Here is a 23,413-nt window from a genome sequence, read left to right as displayed (position 1 = left end):
ACGGATGTGTTTTAGGTGTTTTGGCTGGTGCGGTGGGGTTTAATGAGGGGCCGGAGTGTTTTTGGGTGAGGGATAGAGTGTGCTTTCGGTCAAAGGGTTGAAGAAAAAATATAAGACTGTTGTTTTTTCCGGGGGTGGATTTTTCTGCCTGTCCGGGAAGTTTGACGGTTATTCGGGGGAAGAACGGCGCTGGGAAAACAACGTTATTGGCTGCGATTGGCGGGCTTGTGCCGGTGGAGGGGCAGGTGTTGTTTGATGGTGAACCGCTGCATGCGCGGGCGCGGCAGTGTTTTGGGCTGTTTGATGATTCGCCGTTGATGACAAACCTTACTGGTTTGGAGAATCTTGTGTATTTGTCTGGCAGGTTTCTCTCGATGAGAGAGGTCGGGCATCTTGTTGAAGATTTTTTCGACCCTTTGCTGCTTGGTCGTCGGGTGAGTAGCTATTCATTGGGGCAGAAGAAGCGGCTCAGTCTTGCTGCGGTTTTTCTTTCCGATGCTCGAGTTGTTCTGTTAGATGAGCCCACTAATGGTCTTGACGATCTTGGGATTGAAGCTTTCGTGAAAATCATGAAGGCAAAGAAAGATGCGGGGTGTGTGCTCCTGGCCTCGGGGCATGATCGAAGAGCGTTCTCTCAGGTCCAAGATCGTGTGTTTGAGCTCGACAAAGGAAGGCTCGTTCAATGCCTGTGAATGAGAGCGTTACGGCTGGTGGGGGCGTCAGGGGTAGCTGGGTGGGGTGTGAAGTGCGTCGGGTGCTGCAGCAGCCGTATGTGCGGTGGTTGGTTCTTGCAGCTTTTGTGGTGGGTGTTGGTTTTCAAGGTACGCGGTTGAATCAGTTCCAGAACAGTATGGAGGTATTTGATTCTGCTGTGCAGTTCAGTGCTAAAAATGGGGAGACTTTACAGGACGCATTATCTCGCCCTGTTGTTGCTCAAGAAGATGCACACAGTATTCATATAGAGAACTCGCTCCGTTATGACTTCGAAAAAGCAGTTACTGCATGGAAGTCGCTTTCCCCAGGCTTGGGGCCTCTAATTGAGTCGATACCCTTTAGTTCTGTTTTCTTGAGTCTGGTGGCTGCGTGCGTTGGTGTTGTTTTATCCACCTCGGAAAAGAACAGTGGCATGCTCAAAGTTCGCATGTGTCTTCTAGGGCGTCGCCGGGGTTTACCTGTCGCAGACCCTCGAGCTTCTTTTCGTGACCTTCGGTGCGGTGGTTGCAACGGCGTGTGGAATGCAGCTAGGTGCTTTCGGTACGCAAGCCGCATACAATGCCGCAAAAGTCCCTCACGTAGTAAAAGACTCGACGTTTTCCCCGATGTCTCTGTGGTGTGGGTTGCGTTCCTTGCCAGCCTATTCATGGTTTTTCTGGCTGCGTTTGCTGGTAGAGCAATTGGGTTACTTATTGGATCGGCTGCCATCTGCTCATCGATCATGGTTTTAGGTATCGTTGCTCTTCCCATATTGGGTGTGTGGGACCCCAGAAATGGGGCCGCAGTTTTGATGAAACCTGCCACCAGTCGCCTTTCTGGATCTTCTGTTTTCTCCTCCTACGACATGAGCAACCAGGCAGCCTTCTTTTCCTTGGTGGTGTGGGTAACAGGAGCGCTGATTATCTCGGCGGTGCTGTTTTGGCGCATCAGCCCTTTCCGTAAATAGCTATCTTCGATGCTCACACATATCTGCGTGTCGCTGCCCAAGATCGCTGAGCAGAGGGCATCGGGTGAAAAGCTGGTCGGGTGAGGGCGATGCGCCTTTGCTGTTTCAAGCGTGATGGACAGTCGTCAACAGCGGCGGTGAGTTTCTTTCCGGGCGGGAGTGGTGAGAGGTGGCCAAATATGAGCGGGTGGTCATTGGTATTCCGACATTTCGGCGCCCAGATTTATTGCTTCGACTTTTGGGAAGCCTGCGAGCAGAAGTAACAGGAACCGGGGTTGCGATTCTCGTCGCAGACAACGACTGCGACGAGAAAATCGCGCAGCTCCTCGCCGATACAGATCTACCTGTGACCTACGTGCCGGTGGCTGAGCGAGGCATATCCCAAGTGCGTAACGCGATTCTCGCTGCTGCCAACCAGGTACGCCCAGACTGGACCCATGTAGTGATGTTGGATGATGACGGGTACGTGCTGCCCGGATGGCTCACCCCACTCATGGATACGGTGAACAAGCTCGATGCTGACGTCACTGCAGGTCCGGTACTTGGGAAACTACCTGACGGTGCTTCACCGCTAGCAAGGGGAAGCGTGTACGCAGGACGCACTCGGCAACCAACGGGCTTCGTTGATCGACTGAACGGAGCGCAGAACATTGTGGTCTCACGCCGGGCGATCGACCTGCTCGGTGAATCGCCTTTCGCTACAGAGCTGGGGCGTGTAGGCGGCGAAGATGCAGACTTTTTCGCTCGATTGCAGGAACGCGGCGGCACATTTGCCTGGTGTGATGAAGCCGAAGTGGTTGAACCTGCAGGGCCCGAGCGGCTCACAGCTGCAGCCATTTTTGGTCGGGCTTTTCTGAGCAATCAGGTCACCGGCAATCGCGCCGCGCGTCAGCACGGCAAAGGCGCGGCGCTACGTTCAGTGCTTACTGACGCTCGCTGGTTACCGGTGAATATCGCTGCCGCGGCGTGGCGCCGCGACTCAGTGCGGGCATCGCGTGCCGCGATCGATGCGGTAGGGCTTGCCGGCCGGGTTTACGGAACTTTTCGCGCACCCGGCCGGCGGCGTCAGCACGGCATGCACCCCTCGTAAACCAACACAGCTAGCTCATCACGGAACGCATAATCGCACGGGGAAGACTCGTAGTTTCGTGACGAGTTACATCCAAGATCATCCGGCCTGAGCGTTTAATAGCGCCGATCGCGTGTTCGACACGTTGCGCGTTTGCTCTGCGTGCCACTGAGACGGCATGAGCCATCGATTCCACATCACGAATATCCATGCCTCGTGGCCGAGAAGGGCGAACCACGCTCTCGTGGTCACGGAATTTGAAGTCACCCCCGCTCAACGCGCGCGGCAGACGCAGCCATAGAGCTGGGATGCCTAAGGAGTCGGCCACAATCAGCCCATGCAGCGACGTAGTGATGATGGTTCTGCATGCAGCGATGTGGCGGGCAACGCGCAGGGGATCTGACTGAACATTTACAACAGTGACCGTCTGCGAAGCTGACTGGAGCAGGCGGGTTAGGTCACTGTCCCCGACGTGAACATAGTGGGGGACCAGGCCAACATCCCACCGTTTTGGTTGTCGAGAAATGTATTCGGCCAAGAGGAGGCCAGGATCCCCGAGGGCTTCGACATGCGGGGAGCCGCACTGCTCGCGGGTGAGTTCGCCACGCAAAGCCAAAGTAGTGGCTGCGGGGATAGTGCGGGGGGTGTTTGCGATGAGGCCAGCCCCCCAGATGGTGCCGGAATAGTTGTCATCGATGTGTTGGATAAGAGAGCCGACACCGATCAATGCTGCGCGGGCAGCGGGCGTGAGGATGGGGATGATGCCCAGGTCACGCAGTAGTAGGGGAGTGATGAGGTCTCCGAAGTTTTTTACTTCTTCCCACCAAAATGCCGCGATGAGGGTAGGTGAGCGCAGAACTGCGGAGTGGGTGAGTGCGCGTGCACTGCGCTGCAGGATGCGTGCTGTGGTTCGGGCTCGGCCGGTGTAGCCCAAACGCCCTGAGGTGAGGGTGCTCAGGCCGGAGTGCTGATGCAGCGATTCCCACAGTGTTTGAGCGGGGCGAGAAGTGTGTTTGTGGGTTGGGCGAGGTCTGGGGAGAAAACGCTCGGGGGACATGCGTTGACGTTACGAAGTGCGGAGCTACTTGTCACTGACCAATAACTAAAAGTTTCTGCATCTTTGCAAAGGGTTTAGAGAGTCACGAGACCATGTCTACGTCTAGGTTGTTGATAGTTTCTTTATGTCAGTTTAATTGGCATGCGGAAACTTGATACAGAAATCTCCGTGAGGAAGTGGCTCTCTAACAAAAAATTTATTGGTGAAGGCAAACTTTTATCCTTTGTGCTGCTGTTAACTGCTTTGGGTGCCTTAGGCGCAAGAGTGCACGCTTGCCGCCAGCGAGCGATGTGGACAAAATTTTCACAGCGTGGCTATCCGGAGCCGAATCCGAGTATTTTCATATCTCATTGATTCACCGGAACATCCAGCTACCGCAAGGGAACACGCATGGCGAAAAAGGTTGAGGTCGTCCTGCTCGATGACATGGACGGCAAGCAGGCTGAAGAGGTCGTGAAATTCGAACTCGACAGGGTGCAATACGAGATAGACCTGTCCGCTGCGAACGCTGAACGCCTGCGGCAGACCTTGGCAGATTGGGTAGCGAAAGCCCGTCGGGTCAGTAGCGACCGCGCAGCGAAGGGCAAGGCTGCAGGCATGGCACGCTCCTCTGAGTTGTTGAAAGACATTCGCCAGTGGGCGCGTGCCCATGGGCATGAGATCAACGAACGCGGCCGCATACCGGCACACCTTGAACGGGCATACCGTGAAGCTCACAACCTCACTGGGGGAAAGTAAAAAGCCTGATGGGACGTAACTACGCGGCAGATACATCCCTGCTCGAAGTCATTTCACGTCTCAGTGACATTCTCACTGCAGACGACCGGAAATTCCTTATTGCTTACCTACTGGCATGTAATCCGCCGAGGTATTCCTCGGCGTCGGAGATTGTCGAAGCGATTCAGCAGGCGGCAGGCCCGTTAGATGACATCCTAACCAGCTATGGTGCCAGTCATGAAGAACCGGGGAGCAAGGTTGCTCATGCTGTCAGTCAACTACGTACCACGATCAGCAAAGCTCGACTGACTGGCACTTCTTGGGAAAGCATTGCAAAAGAGATCGGCCTACCTGAGCAAGAAACGCGGCGATGGTTCGCTGAGGCACACGAACAAGACCCAACACATTAAAACCACTAGCCACGCATCGGTGAAAAATAGTTGACACCCCTAGGTTGTCATGTAAAGGAAGCTTTACATGACAACCTAGGGGATCACTGTGAGCAGAAACTTGACATCAAAGAAACTCCTAGCCTTTTGGTGGTCACTGGGCTTTCTGCTGGAGTCTTTCATTGCGTAGCTGCCGATGGTGAACAGGTTTTGTTATGGAAGTTGCTTCTTGTGTGGATTGATGTACCGGGAAGAGTCTGGGAATTGATTCCTCAGTTGTCACCTATTGCATCTACGCACATAGGGATAGTTGCCGCATTTTCCCTTTTAATTAATAATTTAATTATATGTCGACGGGAATCCTGGCGTGGGAAAACAGGATCTTCGACCTGCGGAAGCTAAAAGGGGTATCGCAGACCGCTTTAGCAGGGGCTCTACAGGCGTCTCATCAGGCTGTAATCTCGCTTGAGAAGAATAAGTGCGACCCTTCATATTCTTTAGCTTTTAGGATTTCAAGATACTTCGGAAAAAGTATCGAATAAATATTTATCTTTGATGCCGCATGAATGATCTGTTGCTGATATCTTTTTCCTATGGAGGGAAAGATTATTCGGATTCGACGGTATCCGGTTAAGTCGATGGGGGGGTGAGGATGTTCCTTCGGTAGCTCTTGATGAGCGCGGGATAATCCGAGATCGCTGGTTCGCGGTCCGTGACAGTGAAGGCCACTTTGCATCCGGGAAAACACGCGCCGTTTCCGGCGGCACGACGAGGTGTTTCAATACTCAGCTGCCACGGTAGGGAATGATGTTCGCGTCACCCACGGTGATGGAGGAAACTGGTTCGTTGGTGATCCTGATTTGAATGCGCACTTGTCGGAGAATGTTGGCGAGCCCGTAACGGTGTCCGCCGAGCAAGCCGTTCCTCACCAAGATATGGGGTCGCTATCGCTTATCGGTACAGCCACATTGCAGTGGTGTGCCGATAAATGGGGACTTAATGCGGACCCTCGCCGTCTGCGAGTCAATATTGTGCTCGAAACTAGCGAGCCATTTATCGAAGAGTCTTGGTTGGGGTGCTCTGCCTCTCTTGGGGCAGCTGACCTTGACTTCGTCAAAAAATCCCACGTTGCCGCATGATTGACATCAATCAAGATGGTGTCGAGGCCACGGGAGGTTGGCTTAAACCTCTCGCCCTCCAACGGGATATGACCATCGATGTATATGCGAATGTGACGCATCCCGGGTTGATACATGTAGGTGAACACATCAACGTATGTCGGTTGTCGGGCTAGTGTTAACAGTTCTGCCGGTACATAACAGTTACTGCTGTCGGCGCGCGTGCGGTAAGTTGCTTGCGAACTTAATGAAACGTAGGGGGCCATTGAGGATGATTAATCCTTCATTGAATGTACTTTGGTACGGTTTAGTGTTATTTGCTGCATTGGCGTTTTCTGCAAATTTGGTTGCGATCGTTAAGCGGAGTTCTATGCCGCGGTCTATTCCGGCAGTATCCATACTGCTTATTCTTTTCAGTCCTTACATGTCCATCTTTTTCGGAGTGATTGCTCACGGGTGGCACCTCATGCTTTCTCGGCGCAAGCTGCGCGGGTCTTCAGCTGCCGCATGAAAAATTTATTTCTTCACCAGCGCCTCCGTTTGCTGTGATCATTGATCTTGAGAGCGATCTTTAACTTTCCCCTGAATTCCTGACTTTAGGTCTGGGTTATCGGACTTATGGATTTCTGATTTTTATCTTTCCTTACCTCCCAGGCGAATTCAATACGCCACCAAAGCACTATAAATGCAAGGATGCACGCAAAAGTGCTCAAGAAAGACAAGAAAGAACCTGATCCTAGGGAACTTATTTCCAGGGTGATTGAGTGATAAAGGGCCATTGGTGTGGCAGCCAATGTGAGAACGAGGAGTATAAATAGTGCCTTGCTGAGGGCCTTGCTGAATTTTCTCGTGCGCCGATCGGCCATAAAATTTCACCTTCATCGTGGATTATCTGTTCCCAATAATTTTGGGGACAAATTATGGGAAGCAATGCCACATCTGTTGCGATTCGAGTGAAGCTGATCTTACGTCTCGGGTTGCTGATGCTGGCCTCCATGTATAGGTGTTTTGGGTAAGAACATCGTTGAAAACATCACTGGCCTGTGCCCCTTTGAGCAATTATTCACAGCAGAGATTAGGGGACTAACGTTTGCGGGGTTACAATTTCATCTAAGGTGAGGTTTGAGGTGGTGGCAGGTGTGTGTAGCCGATGGTGCCCTCTGAGGCAGGGGCGATGCTGCCGAGTCACTGACCAGATGGTAGAAGCTGCATGACACTCAATATTCAGACGCGTATGTATCCGAATATTGAGTGTTAGATTTCCTGGAAGTAAATTAATACTTGACGAGATAGCGGCCTCAGTTGCTAAGGCAACCGGCAACTATGCCATTGACCTCTCCATAGCTGTTTTCTCTACTCGCTATCCCCGCGGTGAGAATGATATTTACAGCAGCGTTGTCATCCCGATCCGGCTGGGTATATACGACCCAAGATCAATAATCAATAAAACTTTCCTTGAACGGAGAAAAATTTTATGGCGAAAAAGGTTGAGGTCACTCTCATCGACGACATGGACGGCGGTAAAGCCGATGAGGTCGTGAAATTTGAGCTTGATGGTGTGCAGTACGAGATCGACCTTTCTGCCGAGAACGCCGGAATTTTGCGAAGCGAACTTGCTGATTGGGTTGCGAAAGCTCACCGAGTCAGCGGCCGCCGAACCACGAAGAGCAAGGCCAAGGCAGGGGACACGGCACGTTCACCTGAACTGCTGCAAAACATCCGCCAGTGGGCTCGTGCTCAAGGGCACGAGGTTAAAGACCGTGGCCGTATCCCAGCCAGTCTTGAGCAGGCTTACCGCGAAGCTCACAACCTTAATGAAGGGCCGAGCAAAGCCTGAAGGGACACATCTGCGCAGCTGATGTTGCTTTCCGGAAGATTCTTGGACAAGGCTCAGCGCGCTAAAACTCGCTAACTTGGGCTGTCATGCAGTGCACTGCATGACAGCCCAAGTTGATTCAACTGAGGTATGGCCAAATGGCGGACGATCCTTCTGAACTCTTCCGGTAGGCCCGTCCAGCAGGCGGAGTCTGTGTTTACTAAGGCAAGCTCGGGTAACTTCCATATCACTACCTATGTAGATGGTGTGGTTAAGAAGAGCAATGAAGATACAGGTGTCGGATATATTTCCGAGGCTCAGCAGCGTAAGGGACTCAAGCAGGCTGCGACTGCTCTCGCGGGCGGCTTTGCAGTGGCCGGAGGTGCTTCTATCACTGCCATCGCAAGTTGCTTCTAGGAGGCGAACATGAAGCAGTCCTACAAGATTTTTCTGGCCTGCATGACCATCATAGTTTTGCTTGGTATTGCGCTCATCCTGGCAGTTGCGCTGCCTTTCTCCCAGGGCGGTAGTGCCCCTGCTGGCCTGTTGGTCACCCTAGGTGTTCTTTTGGTGGGGGTTGCGATTCTTGCTCGTGCGGCCAGACCCGACTTACCGAGTTCGCCTCAGTCCTGACTTCCCCCCAATTCAGTGAAGGCGTGTCAGATCATCCTTCTGCGTGCTGGAGCGTCGCGCTGTGGTACGAGGGTGCCGAGCGCTGACCTCCGCCGAACATAGGTCCGGCCATATTGGCCAGGACCTGCACCAGGCCTATCGCAGATGAGGGTCCATTTCATAAACGGTGGTGCCGGTCAGGCCTATCACTGCCTCGATGAGGTGCTCACGCGTCCGAGGCGTGCGCCACAGCATTCGATCACTCACGCCTATTGCCACAGGATCAATGGAGGCCACAACTGCCTCCACGAGGGCACCGGCACCTCACACGTGGGCAGTCAGAGGAGTATTACCGGGCTATTCTCCCTGGCACCCTCACCACCGTGGCTAAACGTCTTTAGCATTTGAGCAGTCTTTTTGTCAGCTGAGGGGGGCTAGGTGGGGAGTGACGGTTGAGCTCGTCTCGAATGGGCTGACATTCAGCGCGGGGGAGAGCGACCTGTTTGCGGTGTTTCAGCGGTAGATGCTGGCCGCTTTTGCCCAGTTCGAGCGCGCTTTGATCGGGGAGCGGTAGCCCGAAGGGATCGAAGCAGCTAAAGCCCGAGGCGTCTACAAAGGCCGCCGCCCGGCACTAAATGCTGCCCAGGCAGCGACAGTCAGGCAGCGTTACGCCAGTGGTGAGTCGATGGAATCCATCGTTCAAGCGGTGGGGTGTAGTCGCCGTGTTGTTTTTGTTCTCTTTTTGCAGTGCCGTATACCTACGGGGGCGTCTGCAAATGTGCTCATGTCTCGGGCTCCGAGTCGCAACCCAACAATATGTCCGACTCTTCATGTGGATTAAAAAGCTAGTTCGCTGCTTTCAAGAATCCGCTGTACTTCGGCTACCACGCCCTCGGGAGTAGGTAAGGCAGGATGTTGACTCGTTTTGCCAGTCAAGATGTCGTAGGCCTCCTCCCATACAAGATCGACAACGAAGTCGCCATCAGCGCGCAGCTGAGCGACCTTACAGATGACGGCCGGCGCCTTCCACATCGCAGAGCCCATGTGGGGAAAATACGCTTGGTCGCGGTGAGGAGGGGATTGCCGTAGCAAGCCGGTTTGGTGCTGCACCGCTTGCAACCATGGCCAGCATGTGAGCAGTCGACGGCAGCACGATGACGAGGTCATGGTCACCTGCCAGTCGTGAGGGCTGATTGGTCGACCAGTCGGCGGGGTCTTCACCGTGTACCGACTCTGTCGGCCGCCAGTCTCAGAATTTGGGGAGTGACGAAATGCTCGGCTGTCTTTGTCATGACGACGGTGTATGTACCGCTAAACTCAGCCCGTAGGGCACCTAAGTGGTCAGCTACTCGAGTGGCCGCCATAGATCCGGTCACTCCCACAAGGAAGCGGATTGAGTTGGAAAAACGCAAATGTGTCTCATTCACGTATGGTGCCAACGCATCAACTACTCATGACATTATCTGTGTGGCGCTAACAAAATGCTGCACCTGGAAAACATGAGCCAGCTAACGGGCCCAGATGAATGGGTCCGACTCGCAGAATTGCTAAATCTCGACTCAGCTATTCCGGCTGACGATCCCATGGACGAGCAGCCCTGAAAGCCAAAGGCCAGCTCCATAAGCGCTATGTGCGCGGATGCTTCCCAAGCGCGCTTGAGTGGGATTGGGGGTCTTCGATGCAGCCACTCCCATACCGAAGCAGGGTTGCATAAGAAACCAAGGAGCCGCCAACGTACCAAGTCCCCATGCAACAGCTGGAAAGAATCGCGGACGATTCAGCCATTCTGGTGTGGCAACAGCGAAGGCGACAGCAAAGCCCGTTCCAATGGTGTAGTGAGCAGCCCAACCCAGCTCCTTCTCATGCCGGACAGGCTCGGCGGCGAAGATTGCGTCATGCTTGAAGACACCGTCCGGCATGTGTCCGATCCACCGGCCAACTATGGCGTAGTCCAAAGACCTGGTACCGCGGGTTCGGCGAAGCACTTCGGCCACTCCGTCCATCACCAGGGTCGCTCCAACCCCGACAACGGCAGCCTGGACAAGTTTTCCAGCATTGAGATGCATGATTAAACCTTTCTTATAAAGGAATCCTTGTCAACGCATCCCGCTGCGTTTTAGGAAACACTTCTTGATTTCTCGGGAGAAGTCATGGAGATACCGGACCCACAACTAGCTGTCACCACACCGCGCCAGTGGCGCTGTCTAGCACCGGTGTTACCGATGTGCTGACTGGAGCCTCTTAGTCGGTGCCGGGAGGAGTTTCTCCCCAGCCCCAATGGGGCATGGATTCGCGGCAGCTGAGGGGCGCGCCAGGTTTAGATGTTGCCATGGCGCGGCGCGAACCCCACTCGGCATAGGCGAAGAAGGCCGACCGGAACTCTGCATCATCCGGGAATAATCGCAACCATACAGAAGTTGCCTCCGGTTTTTTTAGTATCGAACTAGAAACTTAGAATCAACAAGACCAACCCAGAAATTCCAACAAAATAAAAGAAAAATCTTCCTACCTACTTCAGGATACGAACTCTGCTTTTATTCAAATCATGCACTCCCCGCCCCTCAGGGAGGGATTATTGGCCTCTGGTCAATTACTAGTATTAACCGATGCCAATACTGATGTAGCGTGGACGAGTTTACGTATCACTAATGCACCCCTAATGCGGAATATTGACCCTAAATCGGCTACCGTCCGATGAAGAAAAAATCAGCACCATATAACGTTTCCAGCATCCGGGTTCTCAAGGAGATGAAATCTCCTCGCACTTAATATCGATTGAACAGGTTTATTTTCAGATATTCCGTTCCGGAAGACACAAATATAGTCAGTTAGAACTGCTACCTCTGCTCGATCCGGACGCGGGTTGCATACGGCAAGAAGATGCGCCGGTGTATACGGAAAACTCCCAGAAAGTCTCTAGCTAATCTCCAATATCGAAGACAAACTCACCCCCACACTGGATTAATTGGAGTACCTTCAGGGCGTAGTCGATAAATACCCCAGAAGAGAAACGGAGAGCATTTATATGCCGTGCTCCCCGCTTATCTTCCATCTCCAACTCCGCAGCCATCAAGATCTAACGTTTCGCATCGCGCATCCATGAAGGAACATGTTCTCCGTAAACTTGGGGTCCATACTTTTCAAGATTCTTGTCAAAATCTGTCACTTCTACTTCTAAGCATCATCGAAAAAACTATGCCTCGTTGACCACATTCCTCACATAGCCTAGGCGGGGCCTTTGCCATAACCCACAGGATGCTGCTGCCATCCCTAGCGGCCTGTATGCGCGGTAAAAGTCTGGACGACAAAGTTACTTTGGGCGCGTTTCGCTGGATTTCATGAACTTTCTTGTTACCTTATGCCCAACACACATCCAAAGTTGCAGAGTTTGCCTAACAACCGTCGGTCAGAAGACGCTGTGTGTAACTTACGGAAGGGGATAGCCCGATGAGTTCCGGTAGTCCAAAAAGCATGACAAAATATTTTGGATTAGATTCCAGCCCTGAAGGGTCAGGGCTGAATATCTATTCTGTAATCGCCTTACTTGTAATCAGTGTCGTGCTTATTCTTCTTGCATGGAACCTTAGGGAGGACGCAATTCAGTCTGCCATCCTCTTTATGGCTAGCGGTGCAGTTATTTCACGAACGATTAGAGACCTAGCAAGTTTCTTTTCAAAAAGAAGTTGAGTTTTAAAGAGCACGTTGCGGGCCTCATCAATTCTGCTAAAAGCTCGTTCCTCCTAAATGGGAAATTCAGGAGGAACGAGCGACCGCATCACTAAATAATCCGATGATCGCTATCGCTAAAGAGCAAAAAGACCAATTATTTGCGGTAAAGCATACGATGTGCGGTTTAGGCAGTTGTCGTTGAATCATACACAGGCAGTCTCGCAGTAATGCAATTAAAAAAATTGATTAATGCTTTTTCTCTCCGGAGAATCGGTCACTTAGTCGATTGTATCCATAGGAGAATGCGCCTGTGGCAAGAAAAGACAAAGTAAAAGCGAGGAAAATCAACAGAAAGTCTCTCGTAGTGCGTGTGAACTGCAAGTCGTTAAGGAAGACTACTATGAAGGCAAGTAATATTGCTGATGTTATTTGCTCCGACTTATGGATCTTTCCCACTGGAGATTACCTCACGAGTTCTAGCGGGCGATGATGACAGGAACTGCAGAGAACTCCTGATTTCCAAGACTCTAGCTATCGCGCATGCCTATCGGCATATTGAGGGCGCTTAAATTCCATCGTGTCGTAACTTTGCGGCTCATCTATCCCTTACGCCTGAGGCTCCACAACGCGGTCGCGAAAGTGATCCGATAGGGGGAGTAATAATAAAAAATTCTTCATGTCGGGATGGGCCATGCCCTAAAAATGACTACTGCTGCTGATGGCGATGCCTAAGACGAGCACTGCTCCTGCGAAGTAGCATTTCCTTAAGAAAAAGAAAATCTGAGCACTTCTATGCGATGAAGAATTTAAAATAAAGAAAGTATGCCACGGCCCCAAGTGCAAACATAAGGTGCGCAGCCGTGGTGTTAATCCCAGCTTTTTTTGCCAGCTTCACTTGCTGCATAAATTGATGCTATTGCGGCCATAGAAAAAAGCAGAACAAAGCCGTCTCTGCCTAGAAAAGATGGCCCCCGAGCTACTATCGCACTAAAAGCGAGCAAGAGACCCCAAATGAAAATAAACGCAAGCATGAATCGCTGGCGACGCTTTAGATGAGTAGATTGCCCCCGCTCATCTTTGCTGCTGCTAGTTACGCTGCTCAAGTTTCCTCCCCAGAGAGCCACATGCACGAGTTCTTCCCTAGACATTAACTTGCATCGCGCAAAAAAACTAGCCCAATTCATGTGTGTTCAGGGAAACTAAAAATCCTGCGATGTGCAAGAAACTGCTCAGTTCACTGCAATGCGTGCACTTCGATAGCTAATTAATTTTTTTATATTTCTTACCGCGGAAGATGATGTAAGAATCAAAATTCCAATAAGCCCAACCGAGCACGTAGCGAAACCTAACAAGACATTCAAATCTTCCTGAACTGCCCACCCTGAAAAAACTGGAGCCACTACGGCCGCCAACCCAGCAACAAGGCTGAATGTAGCCATCACCCTTCCCTGCATGTCCCCAGGGGTTTCAGTGAAAACATGCCCAAAAAGACTGCCATTTAAAGCTGGAGAGGGAGCCATGCCTAAAATCGCAAGAAAAAATAGTGCCCACGGGTTTCCCCGTAAATAAACAAGAGGGCAAAAATCAGAGTCATTCAAGAAAGACCAGAGATTGCAGGCATGCCCGGAGTAAACTTATCGGTTAAGAACAGGGCGATCGGACTTACTAGAAGCACCCCAATCGCAAACCCAGAAACAGTAAAACAAGCAGTCAAGCCGCCAGCACCAGAATGAGACATATTAAAAATAGCCTACGACGTACCGAAAAAACCATCAGATTTACTAGAGGTGCCGCTACTTGGATGCGCATCAAGGCCTATTTGCTTTGTATGAAAGCAAATGATTCTCTATACCCAGACATTGACTTGACTAAAGTTTTCAACTTCGAATCAAGACCTTCAGTTCCGGTTGGCCTCAAATCTTTATTAACTCTTCACAGGGTCAGCAAAAAGCCTGCATCGCATACGATTCTAAGAACAAACGGCAAAGCTGGAAGTGCAGAATACATGGCTCCCGAGGCTGGGCTTCCAACTATATGAAGAGTGGAACTTCGCGCCTGCTCTGCACTCATCGCCCGCGGAAACTCAGCAGGCGTAATAAGAGACCGAGCAGAGGCATCTATCGAAGGACCATCAAAACCCGCAGCGCCACCGGAGACGATGAGACCGAAAACTACGAGAAAAGATATCCAGCCTCCGTGAAATTTTTTGCATATATAAAAACCGAGTGCGGATGAATCTTCCGTTATGAGCGCGATGGGGGAGTACGACGGAAAATGTCCTTAGCAGTGGCCAAGTCAGTTTTATTAAAAGCCAACACCGAATAAACAAGCATGCCAGGCGCGGCCAACAGCGCCCCGCTCAGTAAACCAAGCGCTCCACGCGGAAGAAAAGGGTGCACAAGCCACTCGACAGCCACCGCAACACCAACCCCGGCCACAAGCCCCACAAACGGGACCTCATGAGTGTACAAACGCGGCCGCACCGGAACCCGCGAATGATACTGCCAAGAAAAAAAGAGGACAGAGGCCAACTGCGCCAAAACCGTGGCCGCAACCACACCCCCCACACCAAACGGGAAGTAAAGCACCACCGACAGCACGACATTGACAATAAAACTAGCCACCCCAGCATGCATCTCAATCTCAGAATGCCCCAGCGTCAAACACCAAAGATTCGCAACATGGCGGATCAACTGGAAAACAGAACCAAAAATAAACGCAGCCGCCACAGGCGCCGCCAAAGTGAAAGAATCCGGAAGCCACGCACGCACGGCGAAAAGCGCAGCAATAGCGCCAATCACACACCAACCCACGATGGCGCGGACCCAGATGCGCTGCAGTTTCTCAATCTTCGCGACAGCATCAGCAGAACCCACCCGCGCAACCTCAGTCCCCGTCAACGCCTGCATTGGATAAGTGGCATTCAACGGCATCTGCCGAAGCTGTTGAGCAAAGTTCGTCCCCTGACCAATCGGCCCCGACTGCTGAGCAGAAAGCAGCCGCCCAGCAACCAACTGATCCTTCTGACTGGTAAGAAGACCCGTCAGCCCAGTGATCTGCACCTTCCAGGAGTAACGGAAAAACTCACCAAGATCCGCACGATTCATATGCCACGGAGTGGCTCGACGCAGATAACGCACAGCAGCAGGAACCGTGATAATCGAACCAACAACCTGCTGCATCACCATCGTCCACGCCAGGCCATACAGTCCCCACCCGCACATGATCGACGCAGTGATCCCGACGATATACACCCCATACCCAGCCAAGATCGCCATCGAGGTGTAACGAAACAGCTGCCGAGCGTTGATGACAGCATTGAGAAGATTCCGCACCAAGATGAAAGCAATGATCATCGTGAGCGTGCGTAGAAGAAAAGACGCTTCGGGAAGGAAAAGCGGATCGACGCGGAAAAACTGCAAGATACTCTCAGTGGTGAGAAAAACAGTCAGTGAAATGATCAACCCGCCGGTAAAAACGATAGCTGCGACCGACAACAGCAGCCGGGTGGTGGACTCACGGTCATCACGCCCGGCATAAATAGTGAAGTAGCGCATCGCGCTCGGGCCGATACCGCCATCAAACTGGCTCAGCAAAGTAGTGAAGCTCGTGACCAGCATAAAAATGCTGTACCGAGCAGGACCAAGACCATGGATGATCCACGGCGTCATAGCCAGATTGACAATGAGAGGAATAAGTTGACAGCTCGTTTGCCAGCTCATTCCCTTCATAAGTGTTTTCGCAGTACCTGCATTTTTTTGATTTTCGCTGCTCACCTGACGTCCTGATGAGGTGTTGTGGGCACGGTGGGGCGTGAGCATGGCCCCCATCGTAAAACGCTGTTTTATTGATGCCTCCGACCAACTCGGCGTTAAAAAACTATTTAGTGCGCAATAAAACACGCCCACTTCTGCGAGGGAAGCGGCCAGCACCCCACCCCCAAACTCGCGCGATGCATGCAACACAGCCACGCCCTAAAAAGCCCCAACAACACTGAAGCAGCAGCGCATTCGCTCACCACGCCCAGCGCCACCAAGTTGGTCACCCGTCCCACACCCGCCGCCAACAACACCCCCAGCCGGCAACGATTGCTGCACAGCACTACCGACACAGCCTGTGCGGCCCTCGCCGAATCTCGTCCCTGGGGCCGCAGCAGCACACCTTGACCTACCGCACTCACCAAGGAAGATGAGCGCCACCACGCCAGGAAGGAACGACGGCAAGGACGAGAACGGGAGCCATCACCACCGCCGCGCCAGCGCGGCTCGGGGCACAGCACACACGCAGCGAACCGGATTCGCTAGCCCGACAGATGGACCTTCCGTAGGCGGTTTCCGGATACCCCACGCATATGCGTCACATCTTCGCGGCGGCCGCAGCCGCCTTAACAAGCATGTCCATCATCGCCTCACCAGCTCACGCAGCCCCCGGTGAAACAACCAGCACTGAAACCACCCCTTACGCGGCCCTGGCGCTCTCCTCAGTGAACATCACCCGCCACGCCGCACTCACCACTGCCCAGGCCTACGCCCAGCAAGCACCCCACGCGACCTGGCAACAAAAAGCCAGCAACGCCAACCACCTCGCCACCGCGATGAAAATGCCAGGAATCAGCCTCCGCGACCGCATCATCGCCATCGCAAAAACCCAGGTAGGAACCCCATACCTCTGGGGCGGCAGCACACCAACAGGGTTCGACTGCTCCGGATTCACGCAATACGTCTACAAAAAAGCCGGGCTGCGCCTACCACGCACCGCAGCAGAGCAACAACAAGCCCTCACACCCACCAGCAAACCCCGCCCCGGCGACCTCGTCTTCTACGGGCGCAGCGCCCACCACGTCGGCATCTACCTCGCCGACGGACTCATGCTGCACGCCCCACACACCGGGAAAAACATCGCCATCGCACCTATCTACGGCACCCCTGCTGGCTACGGCCGTCTCGCCTGACCCACACCGACACATTTCGGAGGAACAACTATGCCTACCACCCTGTACCTACTCATGGCCGCAGCCATCGCAGTCTCCCCACTGACCTCAGCCCAACCCGCTCCCACAACCAACCAGCCCGCCGTCGTCAAACCAGCCACCAACGCCAAAACCACAAAAACAAAAACAAAAACAACGAAAACCAAGAAAAAAACCACCACCGACACAAACAAGAAAACCACCACCACCGCCGCTACCGGCCCCGCCACCACCTGCCGCGCCTCCTTCTACGACGAAGACCAAATGACCGCCAGCGGTGAACGGTTCAACCCCAACGCCCTCACCGCCGCCCACAAAACCCTTCCCCTGGGCTCCAAACTGCGCGTCACCAACCCCACCACCGGCGCAACAGTCACCGTCCGCATCAACGACCGCGGCCCCTACGTCGGCGGCCGCTGCCTCGACCTATCCGCCGCCGCATTCAGCAAAATCGCGAACCCGTCAGCAGGCACTGCCCTCATCCGGATGCAGCCCGTCAAATAACCCCACACATACACAGATAGGTGAAAACGAGCGGGCTAGTTGAGGCCAAGTAAAAGGCCCCGACTAGCCCGCTCCACACTGTCATCAACCAAGCACAGATTGAGAAATAACACGATCCAAAGCCCGCACATCAATACCAGAACCAACATTGATCTTGATATGCCCCGCACGGGTCCACAGCTCAATCTCTGCGTTCATGTCAAACGTGCCCGCGTTCTCCGTCGACCACATATTGATCGCCGAATACGGCAACGAATACACCTGGACTTTCTTGCCCCGCAACCCCTGCGCATCACGCACGATAAGACGGTGAGTGGTGAACGTGGCCGAGTCCCGGAAAGTTTTATACGCCGCTACCGCTGACTCCCCAGGCACCAACAAATCCTGCACATCAGCAGGGATATCCGTTTCCTGCACCAAGGTCCACTCGATGATGTTCTCCATGAACCCATCCTCCCGCTTAACCACACAGCAGTGGGTCAAACAACCCAGGTGCAGGAAACACCATGACTACTCCTGCCCGGTCTGCACCACATCCTCAAGACTGTCCGGGTCATAGTCATCACGGCTCACATGCGGCCGCTGCCGCGCCGGCGCAGAAACATCCAAATCAAACCCCGGCTGAGTAGCCAACCCACGCGCACGCCCCACCACCGACGGCTCCTGCGGGCCTGCCTCTGCGCTCACCTGCACATCCTCATCCGTGGCAGTAGCCCACTGCGGCAACGACGGCGCAATCAACGCAACCGAAGCCTTCAACGGAGACCCCGAACCATCACGACGCCCAACAATCTCAGGCAACGAACGAGCCGCACCCTTCAACGACGCAGCAAACACTGGCGCCGCACCCGCAAACGCCAACCCCAAATGCGTCTCATCACGCAAGAACCGGTGCGTACGCACCCCACCCGTAGCCCGGCCCTTACTCGGATACTCCGACAACGGCGTCACCTTCAACGCATCAACCGGTGACCCCGGACTACGCCCAGCCACCGCCGCGCCAGTAACCACCACATTCTCCACCGCAGTATCGACAGCGCCGAAGAACAACACCGACGCCCCCTCAGCCAACTTGATACCAGCCACACCACCACCAGCACGACCCTGCGGACGCACCTTCTCAGCCGAGAAACGAAGCAAATACGCATCCGAGGTAATAAAAACAAGGTCCTCTTCACCCGTGGACAACTCCACCGCGCCCACAACCCGGTCCTTGCCCTTGAGCGTGATCGTTGACCAATCACCCTTACCCGAGGGCGGATAGTCAGTGTTCACACGCTTAACCACACCCTCAGCCGTACCAAGAGCAAGCCCAGCAGAATCCGGCGCCAACGAACACAACGTCAACGGCACCTCAGCAGGAGAACCGCGATACGCCTCACCCGCAGCCGCCAACGACACATACGCACTGACCGCAGTGCCCCCCGACAAATCAGGAGAACCAGTGGTATTCACCAACGTCGGCAACTCCAACACCGAAACCCGAGCGATCTTGCCCGCCGAAGTCACCACACCAACCTCACCGCGCACAGTCGCAGGAACAATCGCAGCGATACCGTCATGGCTGCTACGACACCCCCCAGTAGGCAACGGATCACGGCCACGCGTACGCGCAATCAACCCAGTGCTGGACATCAACACGTAACAGGGATCGTCAGCCACCTCCAAAGGAGCAGCCGCCGCGGCCGGAGTGCCCGCCGACTCAAGCAAAACCGTGCGCCGCGCAGTACCCAACTCATCAGCGACCTCACCCAGCTCCGAGGACACCAACTCCCGCAGCTTGCCCTCATCAGCTAAGAGCTCTTCCAAATCCGCGATCGCAGCAAGCAGCTCTTCCTGCTCATTCTCCAACTCGATACGGCTGAACTTCGTCAAACGCCGCAACTGCAGCTCAAGAATGTAATCAGCCTGCACCTGAGTCAACGAGAACTGCTCCATCAGCCCAGCCCGCGCTGCCGCAGTGTCATCGCTGGCCCTGATAAGCGCAATAACCCGATCAATATCCAGGATCGCGACAAGCAACCCCTCAACCAGATGCAGACGTTCCTTACGCTTGCCTAACCGGAACTGGCTACGCCTACGCACCGTCGTGATACGGAAATTCACATACTCGTGCAGTAGGTCAAGCAGCCCCATCGTCTGCGGGCGTCCGTCCACCAACGCAACATTGTTAATGCCGAAGCTGTCCTCCAACGGCGTCAACTTGTACAACTTCTCCAGAACAGCCTCAGGATTGAAACCATTCTTAATCTCGATCACAAGACGCAAACCATTCTCGTGATCCGTGAAGTCATCAATATCGCTGATGCCCTCAATCTTCTTCGCCTTCACCAGATCAGCGATCTTCGTCTTCGCTTTCTCCGGACCCACCAAATACGGAAGCTCAGTCACCACAATGCCCTGCTTACGGGCAGTGACCTTCTCAATATGCGCCGTAGCGCGCGTCTTAAACGTGCCTCGACCCGTGGCATACGCATCCCGAATACCATCCAGCCCAACAATCCGGCCCCCACCAGGAAGATCCGGGCCAGGAATGAACCGCATGATGTCATCCAACGACGCATCAGGATGAGCCAACAAGTGCTGACACGCAGCCACCACCTCACGCAAATTATGCGGCGGCATATTCGTAGCCATACCCACCGCGATACCGCTGGCCCCATTCACCAAAAGATTCGGATACTGCGCCGGCAACACCGACGGCTGCGTCAACGAATCGTCATAGTTCGGAACAAAATCAACAGTGTCCTCATCGAGGTTCTCCACCAGCGCCCGAGACGCCGCCGCCATCCGCGCCTCTGTATACCGCGCAGCAGCAGGACCATCATCAAGCGAACCAAAGTTCCCGTGCCCATCCACCAACGGAACCCGCATCGTAAACGGCTGAGCCAACCGCACAATCGCGTCATAAATCGCCACATCACCGTGCGGGTGATACTTACCCATCACCTCACCAGTGATACGCGCACTCTTCACATGCGAACGATCCGGCCGCAACCCCATCTGCCGCATCGCATACATAATGCGACGCTGCACCGGCTTCAACCCATCACGAGCATCCGGCAGCGCCCGCGAATAAATAACCGAATACGCATACTCCAAGAACGCGCCTTGCATCTCCTCCTCGACATCGATGTCAACGATGCGCTCCTCTACCGGTACAGCAGAACGCGTGGACTTCTTCGAGGGGGCCATAAATCCGGGGACCTCCGGGAACGTTGGGGCGGGGGACAAGCCAGCGGGCGCACCACATCCCAATCACACGATCAAGACACGACACGAGCGCAAGCCCGGTTCATAATCCCTCATCCGAGGGGCAGGTGGCACACGACGCACGAGCGAAGCCACCATAGTTGCCCCCACCGACCAACAAAGAGCGTGGGTTCCCCTGTCTATCAGGACCGCTCAAGAGCCTCCTGGATTAAATCCGCAACAGCCGCGGCATCAGTAAACGTGCGAAGCTGCCCACGAAAATCCGTATGCGTAAGACGCCGCGCCAACTTCGCCAAAATAGCCAAATGATCCGTCGGCGCTCCAAACGGAACAGCAATAAGGAAAATCAAATCAGCAGGACCATCAACCGACCCCCAATCGACACCCCCCACACACCGACCAAACGCCACACTCGGCTCAGTCACCGCAACGCTACGCGCATGCGGAATAGCCACCCCACCAGGAAGGCCCGTCGCCAACTGCGACTCGCGATACTCAACATCAGCGATAAACGCCGCACTATCGGTGACACGCCCCGCCGAAGCGAGCAAATCAGTCAAAGACGCAATAGCTGACCTGCGCTCCTGACTAACTAAATCCAATGCCACATGCTCGGTGGTGATCAGTCTCACGATTCTCCTTGCCTGGGAACCAACAACCTCGCGCGCCGCACGTCGCAAACAACCTTGGACACATCCGACCAGTAGACGCCTGAGAGGTTCGGCCACAGCCTAATCCGTTCACTGCTTTCACGAACGTGAAACATCCCGACTCACACAGACAAACTCCCGCACCACAACCACCCGCCACACCACCACACACGTAGTCGACACGCCATACCCGCAACCACCGCAACGTGGACCACAATGGGAATCATGAGTTTTCCTCGCCGTAGTGCCCACGGCTCATCACTACCTGCCGACCTGGTTCGTGACGTCGAACGAGCAGGCTACTACCCAGCCCTCGTCCACGAGGTAGTGCAAACAGCCCTCGCCGGCGAAAGCGTCGTCTCACACCTGGTCCACCAAGAAACCACCTTCGACCACGACTCCATCCGCCGACACATCACAGTCCTGGTCATCACCCCCACCCGCCTGGTCGTCATGCACGCAGACGACGACTCCCAAGCCGGCACCGCCCACGCCACCGCCACCGCCACCAGCGAATCTGTGCCATTAAGCCGTATCCGGGCAGTCATGCTCACCCACGTCGTCAGCGACCCCGCCTCCTACACCCCCGAAAGCCACGGCCAAGAACTCACCGTCACCATCGGCTGGGGATCAGTCTCCCGAATCGACCTCATCCCCGCCTCCTGCGGCGAACCCAACTGCGAAGCCGACCACGGCTACGAAGGCACCATCACCGCCGACGACATCAGCGTCCGCGTCAGCGCCATGGCCGATGGAGAAAACGCAGTTACCCAAGCAATCGCATTCGCCCACGCACTCCAAAGCGCTACCGCTGGAGCAGGAGAATAATGACCAACACCGGGGGACAGCACGAAAAACCCACCTACGACACACACGGACTGCTCGGCGTCTTACCTTCAGTCGCGCACTCCCTAAACGTCCCAGGCTTCAGCGAATGGGACACCGACCTACCCCAAGCACGCAGCGCAGTCGTCGTCCTCGTCGACGGCCTCGGCGATGAACTCCTCCGCCGCCGCAGCGGCCACGCCCCCTTTCTACGCTCCCTGCTCAACAACGGCCGCCGCCTCCACGCCGGATTCCCCTCCACCACCGCAACCAGCCTCACCAGCTTGGGCACCGGACTACCCCCCGGCGCCCACGGCATGATCGGATACGAAGGGCACAACCCCGACAACAACCAACGATTCAATGCCCTCAGCTGGGAAAACGGACCCGACCCCGAACTATGGCAGCCATTCCCCACCGTCTTTGAAAAAGTCGCCCCCCACCTCGAGCCCTTCAGCATCGGCCCCACCCACTTCGAAGGCTCCGGACTAACCCGCGCATCCCTACGCGGACCCCGATACAACCCCGCCGACGACCTCGACGACCGCATCGACGCCGCCGTCACCATTCTGCGCACACACCCACGCGCCCTCATCTACCTCTACTGGGGCGAAGTCGACAAAGTAGGCCACGAACACGGATGCGGCTCGTGGCAATGGGGAGACGAACTCGAACGCATCGACGCCGCACTACGACAACTGGCCCGGCGCGTCCCAACAGGAACCGCCATCCACATCACCGCCGACCACGGCATGATCGACACCAACGACAGCACCCGCTTCGACATCGGCCTGCGCCCAGCCATGACCACCAACATCAGCCATGTCACCGGCGACCCCCGGGCACCCCACCTACACCTCAAACCCGGAACCAGCGCCGACACTGCCGCCACCTGGAGCGCTGAACTCGGCCACCGCGGCACTGTCCTCACCCGCGAACAAGCAATCGAAACAGGTGTTTTCGGCCCCGTCCGTGATGAAGTCGCTGCCAGAATCGGTGACCTCATCGTCATCATGAACGACAACCACGTCATCCTGGACTCCCGCCGCGACAAACCCGGCCTGCTGCGCCTGGTCGGCCACCACGGGTCAACCACCGTCGATGAACTCGCAGTACCACTGCTGAGCCTGCCGCCCCGCTAACCA

General features: G+C 54.7%; 24 protein-coding genes. 15 read left to right on the top strand and 9 right to left on the bottom strand.

Translation table 11 applies throughout. The features are described from left to right. Window positions 1–134: 134 nt before the first annotated feature. From DXZ77_RS05805 to DXZ77_RS05800, 3 genes are all read left to right on the top strand, one after another. Window positions 135–692 (top strand): ABC transporter ATP-binding protein, encoded by a 558-nt coding sequence (locus DXZ77_RS05805; protein WP_181816045.1) that lies wholly within the window; start codon window positions 135–137, stop codon window positions 690–692. A gap of 53 nt (window positions 693–745) precedes the next feature. After that, window positions 746–1,660, top strand: coding sequence for a hypothetical protein (locus tag DXZ77_RS11750; RefSeq protein ID WP_147279206.1), 915 nt, complete (start codon window positions 746–748; stop codon window positions 1,658–1,660). 169 nt (window positions 1,661–1,829) lie between these two features. After that, the gene (locus DXZ77_RS05800) at window positions 1,830–2,750 is read left to right on the top strand and encodes a glycosyltransferase family 2 protein (RefSeq protein ID WP_115030659.1); all 921 of its coding nucleotides are present in this window, start codon (window positions 1,830–1,832) and stop codon (window positions 2,748–2,750) included. A 10-nt stretch (window positions 2,751–2,760) separates the two neighbouring features. On the opposite strand, the gene DXZ77_RS05795 is transcribed toward DXZ77_RS05800, so the two are convergent. Beyond that, entirely contained in the window at window positions 2,761–3,786 is a 1,026-nt protein-coding gene (locus tag DXZ77_RS05795; RefSeq protein ID WP_115030657.1) for a polysaccharide pyruvyl transferase family protein, read from the bottom strand. 390 nt (window positions 3,787–4,176) lie between these two features. Here DXZ77_RS05795 and DXZ77_RS05790 point away from each other — a divergent pair, with 390 nt between their 5' ends. The 7 genes from DXZ77_RS05790 to DXZ77_RS12680 all read left to right on the top strand — a co-directional run bounded on the left by DXZ77_RS05790 (window position 4,177) and on the right by DXZ77_RS12680 (window position 9,279). Further along, the gene (locus DXZ77_RS05790; RefSeq protein ID WP_115030655.1) at window positions 4,177–4,524 is read left to right on the top strand and encodes a histone-like nucleoid-structuring protein Lsr2; all 348 of its coding nucleotides are present in this window, start codon (window positions 4,177–4,179) and stop codon (window positions 4,522–4,524) included. An 8-nt stretch (window positions 4,525–4,532) separates the two neighbouring features. Continuing rightward, window positions 4,533–4,913 carry a hypothetical protein gene (locus tag DXZ77_RS05785; protein ID WP_115030653.1) on the top strand — a complete coding sequence of 127 codons (381 nt, stop codon included), beginning with the start codon at window positions 4,533–4,535 and terminating at the stop codon, window positions 4,911–4,913. A 326-nt stretch (window positions 4,914–5,239) separates the two neighbouring features. Continuing rightward, entirely contained in the window at window positions 5,240–5,434 is a 195-nt protein-coding gene (locus DXZ77_RS05780) for a helix-turn-helix transcriptional regulator (RefSeq protein ID WP_115030651.1), read from the top strand. Between the two features lie 231 nt (window positions 5,435–5,665). Further along, window positions 5,666–6,031, top strand: a complete 366-nt coding sequence (locus DXZ77_RS11745) for an MOSC domain-containing protein (RefSeq protein ID WP_147279205.1) — start codon at window positions 5,666–5,668, stop codon at window positions 6,029–6,031. 1,453 nt (window positions 6,032–7,484) lie between these two features. Beyond that, entirely contained in the window at window positions 7,485–7,847 is a 363-nt protein-coding gene (locus tag DXZ77_RS05770) for a histone-like nucleoid-structuring protein Lsr2 (protein ID WP_115030648.1), read from the top strand. 405 nt (window positions 7,848–8,252) lie between these two features. Next, entirely contained in the window at window positions 8,253–8,459 is a 207-nt protein-coding gene (locus DXZ77_RS05760) for a hypothetical protein (RefSeq protein WP_115030644.1), read from the top strand. A 562-nt stretch (window positions 8,460–9,021) separates the two neighbouring features. Further along, window positions 9,022–9,279 (top strand): helix-turn-helix domain-containing protein, encoded by a 258-nt coding sequence (locus DXZ77_RS12680; protein ID WP_220181657.1) that lies wholly within the window; start codon window positions 9,022–9,024, stop codon window positions 9,277–9,279. Here the strand turns inward: DXZ77_RS12680 and DXZ77_RS05750 are convergent. The 5 genes from DXZ77_RS05750 to DXZ77_RS05725 form a co-directional block, all read right to left on the bottom strand. Next, window positions 9,276–9,482, bottom strand: coding sequence for a hypothetical protein (locus DXZ77_RS05750; protein WP_115030642.1), 207 nt, complete (start codon window positions 9,480–9,482; stop codon window positions 9,276–9,278). The genes DXZ77_RS12680 and DXZ77_RS05750 overlap by 4 nt on opposite strands. Window positions 9,483–9,655: 173 nt before the next feature. Beyond that, on the bottom strand, window positions 9,656–9,865 hold the full coding sequence (locus tag DXZ77_RS12675; protein ID WP_147279204.1) for a flavoprotein: 210 nt from the start codon (window positions 9,863–9,865) through the stop codon (window positions 9,656–9,658). A gap of 132 nt (window positions 9,866–9,997) precedes the next feature. Then, on the bottom strand, window positions 9,998–10,504 hold the full coding sequence (locus tag DXZ77_RS05740; protein ID WP_115030638.1) for a DUF2938 domain-containing protein: 507 nt from the start codon (window positions 10,502–10,504) through the stop codon (window positions 9,998–10,000). A 2,832-nt stretch (window positions 10,505–13,336) separates the two neighbouring features. Next, window positions 13,337–13,705: an MFS transporter gene (locus DXZ77_RS11740; RefSeq protein ID WP_147279203.1), complete on the bottom strand. Its 369-nt coding sequence runs from the start codon at window positions 13,703–13,705 to the stop codon at window positions 13,337–13,339. A 645-nt stretch (window positions 13,706–14,350) separates the two neighbouring features. Continuing rightward, window positions 14,351–15,928, bottom strand: coding sequence for an oligosaccharide flippase family protein (locus DXZ77_RS05725; RefSeq protein ID WP_181816044.1), 1,578 nt, complete (start codon window positions 15,926–15,928; stop codon window positions 14,351–14,353). Window positions 15,929–16,063: 135 nt separating this feature from the next. Here DXZ77_RS05725 and DXZ77_RS05720 point away from each other — a divergent pair, with 135 nt between their 5' ends. From DXZ77_RS05720 to DXZ77_RS11735, 3 genes are all read left to right on the top strand, one after another. After that, window positions 16,064–16,273, top strand: coding sequence for a hypothetical protein (locus tag DXZ77_RS05720; protein ID WP_115030632.1), 210 nt, complete (start codon window positions 16,064–16,066; stop codon window positions 16,271–16,273). Between the two features lie 185 nt (window positions 16,274–16,458). Then, the gene (locus DXZ77_RS05715) at window positions 16,459–17,058 is read left to right on the top strand and encodes a C40 family peptidase (RefSeq protein WP_115030630.1); all 600 of its coding nucleotides are present in this window, start codon (window positions 16,459–16,461) and stop codon (window positions 17,056–17,058) included. Between the two features lie 30 nt (window positions 17,059–17,088). Then, complete coding sequence (locus DXZ77_RS11735) at window positions 17,089–17,580, top strand: septal ring lytic transglycosylase RlpA family protein (protein ID WP_220181601.1); 492 nt, start codon at window positions 17,089–17,091, stop codon at window positions 17,578–17,580. An 84-nt stretch (window positions 17,581–17,664) separates the two neighbouring features. Here DXZ77_RS11735 and DXZ77_RS05705 read toward each other — a convergent pair whose 3' ends face one another. From DXZ77_RS05705 to DXZ77_RS05695, 3 genes are all read right to left on the bottom strand, one after another. Next, window positions 17,665–18,024 carry a PH domain-containing protein gene (locus DXZ77_RS05705; RefSeq protein ID WP_115032639.1) on the bottom strand — a complete coding sequence of 120 codons (360 nt, stop codon included), beginning with the start codon at window positions 18,022–18,024 and terminating at the stop codon, window positions 17,665–17,667. A gap of 66 nt (window positions 18,025–18,090) precedes the next feature. After that, on the bottom strand, window positions 18,091–20,775 hold the full coding sequence (locus DXZ77_RS05700; protein WP_115030628.1) for a DNA gyrase/topoisomerase IV subunit A: 2,685 nt from the start codon (window positions 20,773–20,775) through the stop codon (window positions 18,091–18,093). 200 nt (window positions 20,776–20,975) lie between these two features. Next, window positions 20,976–21,425, bottom strand: coding sequence for a PTS sugar transporter subunit IIA (locus tag DXZ77_RS05695; RefSeq protein WP_220181600.1), 450 nt, complete (start codon window positions 21,423–21,425; stop codon window positions 20,976–20,978). 243 nt (window positions 21,426–21,668) lie between these two features. On the opposite strand from DXZ77_RS05695, the gene DXZ77_RS05690 reads away from it, so the two are divergent. Further along, window positions 21,669–22,271 (top strand): DUF5998 family protein, encoded by a 603-nt coding sequence (locus DXZ77_RS05690; protein WP_028326391.1) that lies wholly within the window; start codon window positions 21,669–21,671, stop codon window positions 22,269–22,271. After that, window positions 22,271–23,410 (top strand): alkaline phosphatase family protein, encoded by a 1,140-nt coding sequence (locus tag DXZ77_RS05685; RefSeq protein WP_115030626.1) that lies wholly within the window; start codon window positions 22,271–22,273, stop codon window positions 23,408–23,410. The genes DXZ77_RS05690 and DXZ77_RS05685 overlap by 1 nt, the downstream gene beginning before the upstream one ends. The last annotated feature ends 3 nt before the right edge of the window (window positions 23,411–23,413 follow it).

Source organism: Dermatophilus congolensis (assembly GCF_900447215.1).
In the GTDB taxonomy this organism is placed as follows: Bacteria; Actinomycetota; Actinomycetes; order Actinomycetales; family Dermatophilaceae; genus Dermatophilus; species Dermatophilus congolensis_A.
Note: the sequence above shows the minus strand (reverse complement) of the source record. Positions and strands in the feature narration are given on the sequence as shown.

What these genes read in the sequence shown, in the direction of transcription:
- DXZ77_RS05795 (WP_115030657.1), bottom strand. Translation starts at nt 3,786, where the DNA reads ATGTCCCCCGAGCGTTTTCTCCCCAGACCTCGCCCAACCCACAAACAC.
- DXZ77_RS05790 (WP_115030655.1), top strand. Translation starts at nt 4,177, where the DNA reads ATGGCGAAAAAGGTTGAGGTCGTCCTGCTCGATGACATGGACGGCAAG.
- DXZ77_RS05785 (WP_115030653.1), top strand. Translation starts at nt 4,533, where the DNA reads ATGGGACGTAACTACGCGGCAGATACATCCCTGCTCGAAGTCATTTCA.
- DXZ77_RS05780 (WP_115030651.1), top strand. Translation starts at nt 5,240, where the DNA reads ATGTCGACGGGAATCCTGGCGTGGGAAAACAGGATCTTCGACCTGCGG.
- DXZ77_RS05770 (WP_115030648.1), top strand. Translation starts at nt 7,485, where the DNA reads ATGGCGAAAAAGGTTGAGGTCACTCTCATCGACGACATGGACGGCGGT.
- DXZ77_RS05760 (WP_115030644.1), top strand. Translation starts at nt 8,253, where the DNA reads ATGAAGCAGTCCTACAAGATTTTTCTGGCCTGCATGACCATCATAGTT.
- DXZ77_RS05750 (WP_115030642.1), bottom strand. Translation starts at nt 9,482, where the DNA reads ATGGGCTCTGCGATGTGGAAGGCGCCGGCCGTCATCTGTAAGGTCGCT.
- DXZ77_RS05740 (WP_115030638.1), bottom strand. Translation starts at nt 10,504, where the DNA reads ATGCATCTCAATGCTGGAAAACTTGTCCAGGCTGCCGTTGTCGGGGTT.
- DXZ77_RS05725 (WP_181816044.1), bottom strand. Translation starts at nt 15,928, where the DNA reads ATGCTCACGCCCCACCGTGCCCACAACACCTCATCAGGACGTCAGGTG.
- DXZ77_RS05720 (WP_115030632.1), top strand. Translation starts at nt 16,064, where the DNA reads ATGCAACACAGCCACGCCCTAAAAAGCCCCAACAACACTGAAGCAGCA.
- DXZ77_RS05715 (WP_115030630.1), top strand. Translation starts at nt 16,459, where the DNA reads ATGCGTCACATCTTCGCGGCGGCCGCAGCCGCCTTAACAAGCATGTCC.
- DXZ77_RS11735 (WP_220181601.1), top strand. Translation starts at nt 17,089, where the DNA reads ATGCCTACCACCCTGTACCTACTCATGGCCGCAGCCATCGCAGTCTCC.
- DXZ77_RS05705 (WP_115032639.1), bottom strand. Translation starts at nt 18,024, where the DNA reads ATGGAGAACATCATCGAGTGGACCTTGGTGCAGGAAACGGATATCCCT.
- DXZ77_RS05700 (WP_115030628.1), bottom strand. Translation starts at nt 20,775, where the DNA reads ATGGCCCCCTCGAAGAAGTCCACGCGTTCTGCTGTACCGGTAGAGGAG.
- DXZ77_RS05690 (WP_028326391.1), top strand. Translation starts at nt 21,669, where the DNA reads ATGAGTTTTCCTCGCCGTAGTGCCCACGGCTCATCACTACCTGCCGAC.
- DXZ77_RS05685 (WP_115030626.1), top strand. Translation starts at nt 22,271, where the DNA reads ATGACCAACACCGGGGGACAGCACGAAAAACCCACCTACGACACACAC.